The 12,811-nt window shown below is 44.2% G+C and carries 11 protein-coding genes and 1 pseudogene; 3 read left to right on the forward strand and 9 right to left on the reverse strand.

Annotation, left to right across the window (positions count from 1 at the left end; translation table 11 throughout):
• Positions 1-95 precede the first annotated feature (95 nt).
• The 5 genes and pseudogenes from ccmE to ccmA all read right to left on the reverse strand — a co-directional run.
• Positions 96-542 (reverse strand): annotated as a pseudogene (ccmE, locus tag Q4561_RS00330) (cytochrome c maturation protein CcmE); the annotation flags it as partial.
• Positions 543-577: 35 nt separating this feature from the next.
• Complete coding sequence (gene ccmD / locus Q4561_RS00335; protein WP_057793502.1) at positions 578-793, reverse strand: heme exporter protein CcmD; 216 nt, start codon at positions 791-793, stop codon at positions 578-580.
• Complete coding sequence (locus tag Q4561_RS00340) at positions 793-1,542, reverse strand: heme ABC transporter permease (protein WP_303456439.1); 750 nt, start codon at positions 1,540-1,542, stop codon at positions 793-795. Before Q4561_RS00340 ends, ccmD begins: the two co-directional genes overlap by 1 nt.
• Complete coding sequence (gene ccmB / locus Q4561_RS00345) at positions 1,542-2,210, reverse strand: heme exporter protein CcmB (protein WP_303456441.1); 669 nt, start codon at positions 2,208-2,210, stop codon at positions 1,542-1,544. The genes Q4561_RS00340 and ccmB overlap by 1 nt, the downstream gene beginning before the upstream one ends.
• Positions 2,207-2,860, reverse strand: a complete 654-nt coding sequence (ccmA, locus tag Q4561_RS00350) for a cytochrome c biogenesis heme-transporting ATPase CcmA (RefSeq protein WP_303456444.1) — start codon at positions 2,858-2,860, stop codon at positions 2,207-2,209. The genes ccmB and ccmA overlap by 4 nt, the downstream gene beginning before the upstream one ends.
• Positions 2,861-3,044: 184 nt before the next feature.
• Between ccmA and Q4561_RS00355 the strand changes: the two genes are divergently transcribed.
• Both Q4561_RS00355 and Q4561_RS00360 read left to right on the forward strand, forming a co-directional pair.
• Positions 3,045-5,552 carry a flagellar hook-length control protein FliK gene (locus Q4561_RS00355; protein ID WP_303456447.1) on the forward strand — a complete coding sequence of 836 codons (2,508 nt, stop codon included), beginning with the start codon at positions 3,045-3,047 and terminating at the stop codon, positions 5,550-5,552.
• Positions 5,549-5,860 carry an EscU/YscU/HrcU family type III secretion system export apparatus switch protein gene (locus tag Q4561_RS00360; protein WP_303456450.1) on the forward strand — a complete coding sequence of 104 codons (312 nt, stop codon included), beginning with the start codon at positions 5,549-5,551 and terminating at the stop codon, positions 5,858-5,860. Before Q4561_RS00355 ends, Q4561_RS00360 begins: the two co-directional genes overlap by 4 nt.
• Before the next feature lie 64 nt (positions 5,861-5,924).
• Here Q4561_RS00360 and Q4561_RS00365 read toward each other — a convergent pair whose 3' ends face one another.
• The 4 genes from Q4561_RS00365 to Q4561_RS00380 form a co-directional block, all read right to left on the reverse strand.
• Positions 5,925-7,121, reverse strand: coding sequence for an ABC transporter permease (locus Q4561_RS00365; protein ID WP_303456452.1), 1,197 nt, complete (start codon positions 7,119-7,121; stop codon positions 5,925-5,927).
• A complete protein-coding gene (locus Q4561_RS00370) occupies positions 7,105-7,911 on the reverse strand; it encodes an ATP-binding cassette domain-containing protein (protein WP_303456455.1) in 807 nt (268 codons plus the stop codon). Before Q4561_RS00370 ends, Q4561_RS00365 begins: the two co-directional genes overlap by 17 nt.
• A 220-nt stretch (positions 7,912-8,131) precedes the next feature.
• Positions 8,132-9,172 (reverse strand): recombinase RecA, encoded by a 1,041-nt coding sequence (gene recA, locus Q4561_RS00375; protein WP_303456457.1) that lies wholly within the window; start codon positions 9,170-9,172, stop codon positions 8,132-8,134.
• A 250-nt stretch (positions 9,173-9,422) separates the two neighbouring features.
• Positions 9,423-9,911, reverse strand: coding sequence for a CinA family protein (locus Q4561_RS00380; protein WP_303456460.1), 489 nt, complete (start codon positions 9,909-9,911; stop codon positions 9,423-9,425).
• Positions 9,912-10,203: 292 nt separating this feature from the next.
• Between Q4561_RS00380 and mutS the strand changes: the two genes are divergently transcribed.
• The gene (gene mutS / locus Q4561_RS00385; RefSeq protein ID WP_303457163.1) at positions 10,204-12,798 is read left to right on the forward strand and encodes a DNA mismatch repair protein MutS; all 2,595 of its coding nucleotides are present in this window, start codon (positions 10,204-10,206) and stop codon (positions 12,796-12,798) included.
• Positions 12,799-12,811: the final 13 nt, after the last annotated feature.

The raw sequence follows: 12,811 nt of genomic DNA on the forward strand, positions 1-12,811 counted from the left end.
GGCTCTAATTCTGGCTTGGATTTAGAATTTGATTCTAATTTTGGTGTCGCGTCATATTGATAAGAAGATGACGCATCGGTAATAGGCATATTGGCAGGCTTTTCATGCTTAATACCCTTCATTTTTTCTGCCAACTCAGGTGGCATGTATTCTTCATCATGCTTAGCGAGTACTTCTTGCGCGGTAATTTCTGTTGCCGAAGTAAGCACACCGGTAGCTACAATCCCTTGGCCTTCACGAAACAAGTCAGGCAGTATGCCAGTGTAGGTCACAGTAACAATGGGGCCCGTATCTATCAAATCAAAGGAAACCGCTAAACTTTTGCTGTCGCGGCTCACACTACCGGGCACAACCATACCGCCAATACGAAGACGTTGGCCAACATGAGGCATTTGCCCTTGCTTACCTTCAATAATTTCACTTGGCGTATAAAATAAATCGATACTGTCGTTCAATGCATAAAGCATTAAGCCAATAGCGCTGGCAATTAACAGCCCAACAATACCCACTACCGCCAAACGCTGCTTTCTTCTAGGGTTCATGCAACTATCTCACTTTAAAAACTACTGACTACAACTTACTGTGCTGATGAAGCGTGTGATTTTTCTCTCGCTTCTTTAATTCGCACCTGACGCTGTTGTTCTTTTAGAACCGATTTCAGTAACCCTTTATGTTGGCGAAAACTTAATACCACTAGCAGTATCATTACGCCAAAGGTTACACCAAAAGATAACCAAACATAGAAGGCATAGCCTCCCATCTCTAAAAATGCTGAGAAAGAATCAAACTGCATTAGCTATTCTCACTTGTTTCGTGCGCTAACTTTTGCACCCAAGGACGATGCATTTCACGGCGTACAATTTCGCTGCGTAGCCTTATCGTAGTCACAGCCCCAATAAAAAACGCGAAGCCTAATAGGCTAATTAGTAATGGCCACAACATTTCAGGCGCAATAGAAGGCTGATCAAATTTGCTGATGGTTGCACCTTGATGCAAGGTATTCCACCACTCTACGGAATAATGAATAATGGGAATATTTACCACACCGACTAACGCCATTACGCCTGCGGCTTTACCCGCTTGTTGTTTATCTTCAAAGGCACCATAGAGCGCAATAACGCCGATATACAAAAACAACAAAATAAGTTCTGAAGTAAGGCGTGCATCCCACACCCACCAGGCGCCCCACATAGGCTTACCCCAGGCAGCACCGGTAAATAACGCAATAAAGGTCATGACTGCCCCCACTGGCGCCATGGCTATCATGCTCATATAGGCGGTTCGCCACTGCCACACCATTCCCACCAACGCTGCAATCGCCATTGCCACATAAGTACCCATAGACAATATCGCGCTTGGCACATGAATGTAGATTATGCGAAACGAATCACCTTGTTGATAATCTTGTGGTGCAAATGCCAGCCCCCACACCGTACCTACTGCCAAGCAGACCAACGCACTAACCCACAACCAAGGTTGCAAGGTTACGCACAATTGGTAAGCGTTTTCTGTTTTAGCGTAAGGATGTAACCACTTCCACATCAGTTTTGACTCACTTTCAAAGAATAAGCTATGGCAAACGGCGCAGCGGCAGCAGCCAATAACAGCATGGCGCCAATAATAGCAAGTTGAGGATGATAAGGTAATTGCAGTGCGGCAGAATCTACAGCAGATGTGGCAAAAATCAATAACGGAATAAATACTGGGATTAAAAGCAATGCTAAAAGCAGTCCGCCCCGTGCTAACCCCACTGTTAATCCCACTGCAATAGCACCAATTAGCGACAGCAAAGGTGTGCCAATTAACAAAGTAAACATTAATGCTATAAACATATCCATGCTTAGGTTCAAAAACATCGCGAGCAACGGCGACAATATTAACAAGGGCACGAAACTCACTAACCAATGTGCCAGTACTTTAACCGTAGCAACGGCTGGCAATGACATGCCACTTAACGTGTATTGCTCTAATGAACCATCAATAAAATCATCACGAAAAAGCCGCTCCATCCCCAACAAGGATGACAATATAGCTGCTATCCATATAACGCCTGGGCCAATACGTTGCAATGTTTCAGGAGAAGGGCTCACACCCAAGGGAAATAGAGTAACCACCATTAATAAAAACATGAGGGGTTGAACCAGCTCAGCTTTTTGCTGAAACGCAATCTGCATATCACGTTTGAATATACCTAGCAGCAACGGGTTCAAAACCGGTACTCCAAATCAACACAGCGGTGTGTGCCCGCTTCAGAAGATAGTGCTTGGTGGGAAGTGGTAATAATCATGCCCCCATCAGCCACATGTTGTTTCATTTTGCGCTCAAGTAATATTACGCCAGCGGTATCAAGGGCGGTGAAAGGTTCATCTAATATCCACACCGCTGCCGGCTTAAGCCAAAGCCGACTCAGCGCAACGCGACGTTGTTGTCCCGCAGATAAAAACCTGACCGGCACATCTTCAAGGCCAACTAAACCTAATTGTTCAAGCACTTGATAAATAGGGCTACCGAGATCAGATGCTTGGGTGAGATTTTTATTTTGAATACCGTGTTGCGCTAGCCAAAAGCGCAAGTTATCAATGGCAGACAAAGCACCATTTAATGCGCTTTTGTGGCCTAAATAAATAAGGTTTTGATAATATAATGAAGGATTGCTACTGATATTCACGCCGTCGAAAGTCACGTCACCGTGTTCGGGCGAACTCAAGCCAGTAAGGATACGCAAAAGGCTGGTTTTGCCTGCACCGTTAGGCCCACGCAAATATACTAATTCCCCTGCATTAAGATTTAACGAAAAATCGTCAAATAAAACACGATCGCGTTTTATGCAAGTTAGTCCAGATGCACATAAACCGGACACGCACGCTCCTTTACTATTGACTGTTCAAAACCGGCGTAGTTTATCACAGTAAGATTCTTTCGCAGTCGCGAATTATGATTAAATATGATTTACTTCAATCACAAACGCGGTGATATGCCTTACTTATTACCTATACTTCTTATAACCGATTAAACTCGTCGCTCACCTTGCCGATAAGCTCGTTATGACATCACAGTTAAGCGCATTGCTTTCAAATATTACTCAGAATGCTTCAGGGTCGAAATCGTCGGCAGCATCTGTGCTGAATAATTTATCCCAAGCTGCTGCGCTTGATACCGCCGCGAAGGTAACCGTGGCCCGATTGCCTGAACAGATCCTTGCTATTCAAACGCAAGGGCAACCGGCAACACAAGTTTCACTTTTGAAAAGCGCAGATTTACTGCCGCCACAGCGCCCTCAATTAACCTCTTTCAGCCAAGGTGGAGTAACTCAAGCTGCCCTTATTAGCACTGAAACAGGGATGAGTACCAGTCAAATTACGGCGATGCAGCTTAAAACTCTTTCACTTTCGTTAGCGACCATGCTGGCATCTATGCCGACACCACAACAGAACATGCGCATTAATGTGCAGGCAACTGTTACGCAATTAACGAATAATCAACTGAGTCTATCGCTAGCAGATGGTCAGCAGTTAAATTTACAACTAAAGCCTGACGCCGCAGCGCAATTAAGTAGCGATATCAAAAACAATGGCAAGCTGGTTTCATTGTCACTTAATCAAGTGCCTGGTGATACGGGTAAATTGGCAGTTGCAATAACGTCATCGAAACAAACAAACTTGGCGGCACAATCAGCAGCTTCCACTTTACAAGCCGCTCTATTATCGATAACAGATAGCAAAGTTTCGTCTGTCATCACCAATACATTGCGCTCCCAAGGTATCGCTTTCGGACATGGCAACCTAGGCAACGCTAATGTGCCAGATACAATTGCTAAGCAACTTCCGAATATTCAAACACAAAATACTTTGCAGCAAGTATCTATGCTCAGCCTTAAGGGCAATACACTAACATCGTATTCCGCTGCCAGTCAGGCAGTATTGAAGTTCCCTTCACCTGAAGGTGGTGCTGTCATTCCAAGGGCTTCAGAGCAACTTGCCGCCAAACTTAGTGCTTCAGCTATTCCTGTGGGAGCTATAGTTGAAAGAGGGGTTGGAAAAGGGGCTGGAAGTAATTCCGTTGTGACGGATGCCACAGCGAAAATTTCGGTAAATGGTAGTGACGATTTAGTTCAACGAGCAAAAGCAGATAATGCTAATCAAGCGTCTAGTTCTCTATCAATTAAGTCATCGCCGGATTTAACCACCGCGTTAGATAGCAAAGGTGCTTCGATACAAGGGACTGATGTCCACAAAGCTATCATTACTTTATCTCGTGCATTACTTAGTCAGACAGGCTCTACCCAACAAGCGCTAACACAGTTAACGGCAATACTTAACGGGACTGTCGAAGGCAGCGATAAAACCACTGCTGTATTAAGTCAAATAGCTAAGCAAATTACGGGAATAAATAGCAACGCATTACCCAGTGCTAGGCCGTTAATTACCCCCCAAATACCCAATGCCACTACTACATCTACCTCACCTAATTCGAGCCTAGAGAGTAATGCGTCCACAAATGACAATACTGCTAGCTTAAAAACGGCCGCTGGAGATATAAATACAGGTAGCGCTGATACCAGTTTGCGTAAAAGTATTTCTCAACTGATTGCTTTGCTTGGTGGCTCTGGGAGCAGCATTCGTGGAAATGCCCCGCAGAGCAAAGACCCCCTGGGCAACAATATCGGTTCCCCGTCGAATACGGCCCCTTCGAGTGATAGAGCAGCAACTCAAGTAACTAATTTACAGGATGGAGACAAAGACGGTTTAGAGGCAAAGCCCTCAACGCCAAATACCCCACAAAATACCCAGGCGACTCAACATAACGCCGATGCATCTATAGCTTCGCGCATTCATGCTTTAGTTAACTCCCCCGCTATCGCGGTAACGCCGTTATCATTGACGTCCCCTATTGCCGCTTCAAATTTTGTACAGGGTTTAGTGGCATTATTACAACTATCATTAGCAGGCCGAGCACTATCAAGACAGCCATCTCTTAAAGCTCAAATTGATTCACCGGACAGTATTATAAGTAAAACGATAACTAATGCATCTGGCACTGCCCCTTCTAGCCGTGTTGCGCAAGATGTTGCTAATCTTGATAGTCGCACAAATTTACTGGCCAATTTAAAAACTTTATTGGCAAACCACCAACACAGTAAAGTGGCTCAAGCTGAAACTCGGGCTCAAGGGCAAGATAGTTTTTTCTATGCATTACCTTCTGTGTCTCAACATTACGCACCGGCTGAACTTTTAGTGCAAAGAGAGCCTGACCGACAACATGAAAAAGAGGGTAAAGCTGGTGGTCGACGTTTATGGAATGTCACCATGAAACTAGATATTGGTGATGCGGGCCAATTACTCGCCAAATCCAAAATAGACACCGATACCATCACTATTGACCTTTATACTTCCAACGAAACTGTACTGACTCGGGTTGCTGATACCTTGCCTTTTCTAGAGCGCCGATTAGCTGATTTAGGTCTTAATATAGAGAAAATGAGTTTCCAGCGGGGCCATATACCTGAAACACTGAATAAACGGCCACATCAAATTTTTGAGACCAGAGTATGAGTGAAAAAGCGAAACGTGCTATTGGTTTAAAATACGATGGTGGAGACAAAAAAACAGCGCCGAAAGTGGTAGCGAAAGGCTACGGCGACCTTGCAGAAGCTATTATTGCCATGGCTGAAGAGTCAGGTATTCTTATTCATGAAGACCCCTATCTTAGCGAAGTGCTTAGCACCTTAGATTTAGGGCAGGATATACCTGAATCGTTATATTTTGTTATTGCAGAACTACTGGCGTATTCCTATGTTCTTCAAGGAAAAATTCCGCCTGGGTGGGAAGGTGTGGTTAAGAATATAAATTATGAAGTATAAAAAGCAGCAACGTTAAACTTCTCAACATTGCTGCTTATGAAATTTGTACAGTGGATCTATCATTTTACCTAAATAGTACTTTCTCTTTATTAAACCAATATACACAAAATGCAATGAGTGCTGCTGCGATGGCTACTGTAGATGTAAATATGCCGAACAAGGCAAAGTAATCCATAGTGCCTTTAAATAACTCTTTCATCGCTAGTGCAACATTGGTAAGTGGCACCCAAATCCAACCACCTTCTAACTTAACCCCTGGCATCATGGCAATCAGCACAGGGAAAATCACCACCATAATCAGCGCGCCCATGTAGCTTTGTGCTTCTTTGAATGAGCGAGCATAAATAGAAAGTGACAATAAGACCGCGGCAAATATAGCCACTACTGGTATTAGCATTAAAAAGATAAGTACAAAATCAATAATGCCGATCATCGCCATTACCTCTGCCACAAACTCAATCGCCATTCCTTGAGATAAAACAATACCCCATATGGCCATGGAAGATACGGTGATAAGTGCGGTAATTAGGCCCGCAACACCAATGGTGAAGAATTTACCCAATACAAGCTTGTAACGCTCCATTGGCGATATCAATAATGTCTCTAGCGTACCCCGCTCTTTTTCACCCGCACCTAAGTCTGATGCTGGTGCCATAGCACCTTGTAGGCATAAAATGAAAATAAAATAAGGTAATAGCCCGCCTAAACGCTCGCCCCATACTTCACGATCATCCGCTATATTTTCTTTTTCAATGACAATTGGCGCCAATAATGCTTTTTGCTGATTCTCGTCTAAACCCAGTTTGGCAAAGGCTGACTTTTGAAATTCGTCGGTGTGAATATCGACAATTTCAGAGACTCTCCCTACTACTTTATTTAAACCAGCATCATTTAAATACAATTGCAGCTTATGCTGTCCAGAAGCGAGCACATCGCTGTTGAAGCTTTCAGGGATGACTAAAACAAAATCAACGGTTTCATCTTTAATGAGCTTGGCGTAGTTTACTTCATCTTGAATATCCACCACTGTAAATTTATTGGTTTCACTAGCGAATTGCTTCGACATCTCTGGTGCATATTGCTCGCCCACAATGGCATATTTCAATACTACGTTTTCGGCTTTTTCAGTGGCGGAATTCATGAAAAACATGGCTACACCAAAAATTAATGGGAAAAGCAGCAAGGGCAATACAATCATAAAAATAATGGTTTTGCGGTCACGCAATAACTCTTTGAATTCCTTTTTAAAGATTAACCACATTGCCTACCGCCCCTGTATCTAATTTTAATGTTTGTAAGAAACTTTTATGCATTTTTCCGCCCGATAGCGCACTAAAGGCGGCAAGGGAATCATTGAAAACTGTTTCGCCTTGATTAATCACCGTTACTCGGTCGCAAAGCATTTGAACTTCATCTAAATGATGGGTAGAAAAAATAACTGGGGTTCCCTTGTCTTTAAGTCGTTGGATAAAGTCCATGACTGTAGACGTAGCCATAATATCTAAACCAGTGGTAGGCTCATCAAGCACTACCAAGGAAGGTTCGTGGATAACAGCGCGGGCAATGGCTGTTTTTTGTTTCATGCCAGATGAAAAATTTTCTGCGCGTCTGTCCAAAAAACTCTGCATATCAAGCAAGTCAGCCATTTCTTCGATTCGTGCTGATATTGTCGATTTATTAATGCCATGCAGTTCGCCAAAATAAGCAATATTTTCTCGCCCAGTCAGCCTGCCATACAAGCCGGTTGAGCTAGACAGAAAGCCTATTTTTTTACGCGCAATAATTGGGTTGGCTAGCACATCTTCACCATCAATGACCACGGTACCGCTATCTGGTTTAAGTGCTGTTGAAAGCATGCGTAAGGTCGTGGTTTTTCCTGCACCGTTTGGCCCTAGTAAACCAAGAACTTCTCCCTGACCACATGAAAACGAAACATCTTTCACTGACTGAAAGTAGCGCCCTTTTAATCGTGGATCCTTTTTCTCTTGCTCACTTAGCTTTTTGGGGTTTTCCACCTCGAAGCGTTTAGCAAGACTAGATATTTCAATCATATCCCTTCCCTTTTTTTATTATTTAAATCGAATGCTTACCGTACTAGTCTTTGCCTTTCTATTTTTATTACAGCTTTACTGTTTTTTTATTTTAATTCAATGCAGAGTATGGAATTAAAGTGTTAAGAAGTATGTTTTTCGAGCACAAAAAAGCCCACCAAATGGCGGGCTTTTAAATAACACGATTCTCGACTATCTATTACAGATAGTACGTTGCGAGTTACTGCTGAGCATCATCTTCTGCAGCAGGTACTTCTTCTACTTTCACAGTTTTAGGTAAAAGTAGCTCAGCGCGAATTTGTTTTTCAATTTCATCGGCAATAGCTGGGTTTTCTTTCAAGAACTTCATTACGTTCGCTTTACCCTGACCAATACGGTCGCCTTTATAGCTGTACCAAGCACCGGCTTTATCAACTAATTTCTGCTTAACACCTAAGTCGATAAGTTCAGCTTCTTTACTGATACCTTCGCCATAGCGAATCATGAATTCAGCTTGCCTAAATGGTGGTGCCACTTTGTTCTTCACAACTTTAACGCGAGTTTCGTTACCTACAACCTCGTCGCCTTCTTTAACCGCGCCAATACGACGGATATCTAGACGAACAGAAGAGTAGAACTTAAGTGCATTACCACCTGTAGTTGTTTCTGGGCTTCCAAACATTACACCAATTTTCATACGAATTTGGTTAATGAAGATACACAAGGTGTTTGAACGCTTGATGTTACCGGTAAGTTTACGCAATGCTTGCGACATTAATCGCGCTTGTAACCCAACGTGTGAATCACCCATGTCCCCTTCAATTTCTGCTTTTGGCGTAAGGGCAGCAACCGAGTCAACGATAACTACATCAACACCGCCAGAGCGAACCAGCATGTCACAAATTTCAAGCGCTTGTTCACCCGTATCAGGCTGAGATACTAAAAGTTCATCAATATTAACACCAAGTTTTGATGCATAAATTGGGTCTAACGCGTGCTCAGCATCTACGAAGGCACAGGTTTTACCTTTCTTCTGAGCTTCTGCAATTACCTGCAAGGTAAGTGTTGTTTTACCCGATGCTTCAGGTCCGTAAATTTCTACCACACGGCCGCATGGCAAACCGCCTATGCCTAAAGCGATATCAATGGTTAGTGAACCTGTAGAGATAGCCTCAATGTCCATCGCTTGGTTGTCGCCTAAACGCATAATTGCGCCTTTGCCGAACTGCTTTTCAATTTGCCCAAGTGCGGCACTTAAAGCTTTAGATCTGTTATCGTCCACGTCAATATCCTCTAGGATTAGCGGTTAAATTCTATAGTTGGTGATGTCTTGGTTGAAGCTGCCTTTGCTATCTTTACTAATAGTAAAATTCATTAGTACTGCTAACATTCATTGCATCAACATTTGCTTACCGACACCTTACCAAGTGTTGCGTGCATTCTATACTGTACAAGCATACAGTTTCAACCTGAGTTTTCATTTTATTTTGCTTATTGGGGTCTGATTGGATACTTCTTGGCTGATCGTCGAATCAGTCAGCCAACATCGCCAACAAATGCGTAATCGCAAATTCTATCGCATGCAGGCGAACGGCCTCCCGGTCTCCAGCAAAAACCTGTTTAATGTTTTCTGTCTTTTCACCGCAGATAAACCCAAACCAAACCGTACCCACGGGCTTTTCATCGCTGCCGCCGCCTGGGCCTGCAATACCGCTTACGGTGACCACGACATTCGCGCCGCTCTTGTGCTTAACCCCCGCCGCCATCTCTTCAACGGTCTGCATCGACACCGCACCATGCGCATTCAGGGTTTCTGGCTTTACAGCTAATTCACGCATTTTAGCGTCGTTTGAATACGTCACCCAACTTTGATTGAACCAGTCCGAACTGCCAGCAATACTGGTAAAGGCGAACGCAATTCCGCCCCCTGTGCAAGATTCTGCGCTTGAAACCGTCCAGCCTTTACGGCGAAGGGCATTACCTAACGCAGTCACCATCTCTGTTGTATTGTCAGATACCATGAATGTCCTTTTATCGCTATCGGCGCTGTTAACAGCTTTGGCCGTGAGGCGTTAAACTGTGCAGATGTGCTTACAAGTGTGAGCTATCAATCTATTAATGCAATCACGAAATGGTTGAAAATTTCGTACTCATATCAATAATACACAGCAAACGTAAAAAGCGGTTATTTTAGCATCCCTGCTCTTTTAATCACTCTTCTGTTAATAATTCTTCTGTTAATATAACAAATTGAGTTATCGCAAGTATCAGCAATAAAAAAGCACGAGGCATTTTTTGGAATCACACACTCCTATGATGCGCCAGTATTTAACGATAAAGGCGCAACACCCTAACATTCTTATGTTTTACCGTATGGGCGACTTTTACGAGTTGTTTTTCGATGATGCCAAGAAAGCCGCAGAACTGCTTGATATATCGTTAACCGCACGGGGTAAATCTGGTGGCGATCCTATCCCCATGGCCGGTGTTCCTTACCACGCGGTAGAAGGCTATTTAGCACGCTTAGTTAAACTGGGTGAGTCGGTAGCCATTTGCGAACAAGTAGGCGACCCTGCTACCAGTAAAGGCCCAGTTGAACGTCAAGTTCAGCGCATTGTTACCCCAGGTACGGTTACCGATGAAGCCTTATTAGAAGAACGCCGCGATAATGTACTAGCCGCAGTATGCGGCCACAGTATGCATTACGGCGTGGCTACATTAGATGTGACCAGTGGCCGTTTTGTAGTGGTTGAATGCGACACCGACGATGCTTTACTAGGTGAACTTCAACGAATTAACCCCGCTGAACTACTTTACCCTGAAGGGTTTGAAAGCTTACCGCTAATAGAACAGCGCAAAGGCTTGCGTCGTCGCCCAGAGTGGGAATTTGATATCGATACCGCCACCGAACAATTAACCGCTCAGTTTCAAACTAAGGAGTTGGCAGGCTTTGGGGTGTCAGATTTAACCAAAGGCATTGGCGCCGCGGGTTGTGTACTTCAATATGTGAAAGATACCCAGCGTACCGCGCTGCCTCATATTCGCCGTATTCAAAAAGAACAACAAGACAGCCGCGTACAGTTAGATGCTGCAACCCGCAGAAACTTAGAACTTACCCACAATTTAGCCGGCGGTATTGAAAACACGCTATTTAGCGTAATGGATACCACCACTACTGCCATGGGTAGCCGGTTATTACAACGCTACATTCATTCCCCTATCACTGACCAGCACGAATTGCATAACCGGCAAGACGCCATAGAAGCACTAATCGACAACGAGCCAGATGCTATTCGCAGCCATTTAAAAACCATTGGGGATATAGAGCGTATAATGGCACGGTTGGCATTACGTTCAGCAAGACCTAGGGATTTCGCTAGGCTCAAAAACGCGCTTAATACTCTGCCAGACCTTCAAGAAGCACTGGGGGCGTATAACGTTGCACAGCTTAATGAATTAAAGCAGGCCATCAGTACCTACCCAGAGCTACAGAACTTATTAAATAGCGCGATTATCGATAACCCGCCTGTGGTTATTCGCGATGGTGGTGTTATTGCTGAAGGCTTTAATAGTGAATTAGATGAGCTTCGAAAACTGTCTCAAGGTGCTACCGATTACCTTGATGCCATGGAGCAACGGGAACGTGAACGCACGGGCATTTCAACCCTAAAAGTAGGCTACAACCGGGTACATGGTTTTTTTATCGAAATTAGCCGCGCTAATAGCGACAAAGCACCCGCCGAATATATTCGCAGGCAAACCCTTAAGAATACTGAACGCTTTATTACTCCAGAGCTTAAGGAGCACGAAGATAAAGTATTAACCAGTCAAGGCCGAGCTCTGGCCCTTGAAAAACAGCTTTATGAAGCGCTTTTCGATGAAGTTGCACCACGCTTAAATGTGCTAATTGAAACTGCGGCGGCGCTGGCTAAACTCGATGTACTATGCTGTTTTGCCGAGCGCGCGTTAAGTTTTGATTGGCATCGCCCTACGTTAAGTATGGAAAGTGCACTTACCTACGAAGAAGGTCGCCATCCTGTGGTGGAACAGGTTATGAAAGACCCTTTCATTGCCAACCCATTAACGCTTAACGATAGCCAGCGTATGCTTATTATTACTGGCCCTAATATGGGCGGTAAATCGACGTACATGCGCCAAACCGCGCTGATTGCGCTGTTAGCGTATATTGGCAGCTATGTACCTGCACAAAACGCCCATATTGGTAAAATCGATAGGATATTTACCCGTATTGGCGCATCTGACGATTTGGCCTCTGGTCGCTCAACCTTTATGGTAGAGATGACAGAAACTGCCAACATTCTGCACAATGCCACCGAGCATTCGTTAGTCTTAATGGATGAGATTGGCCGCGGCACCAGCACTTACGATGGTTTGTCATTGGCATGGGCGTGCGCCAGCTATCTTGCTCAAAAGCTGAATGCTTACACCCTATTTGCAACCCACTATTTTGAGCTTACCGAGTTACCTGATACTGAAAAGAGCGTGGTTAATGTGCACTTAGATGCGGTAGAGCACGACGATACCATCCGGTTTATGCATAGTGTGCAAAATGGCGCGGCCAGTAAGAGCTTCGGTTTACAGGTTGCGCAGCTTGCGGGTGTGCCTAAACCTGTTATTAAAGCAGCGCAGCAAAAACTCGCTATTTTAGAAAACGCGCATCTTATTTCTGACACTGAATCCGGTGCTGATAGAACTGGCGAGCAACACGCTAAAGCAACCAGTAATAAGACAGGTTCAAAGGCGACAACACCTGCACAGTCTCAACTGTTGTTTCCAGATAAACCGCATCCGGTTGTAGAAGCGTTGGAAAACTTATCGCCGGATGAGCTTTCACCACGCCAAGCGCTAGACCTCATTTACACGCTAAAGCGTTTAAGTCAGTCCTAAAAAGGAACGCTTG

The organism is Alteromonas sp. 1_MG-2023 (assembly GCF_030547075.1).
Taxonomy (GTDB): Bacteria; Pseudomonadota; Gammaproteobacteria; order Enterobacterales; family Alteromonadaceae; genus Alteromonas.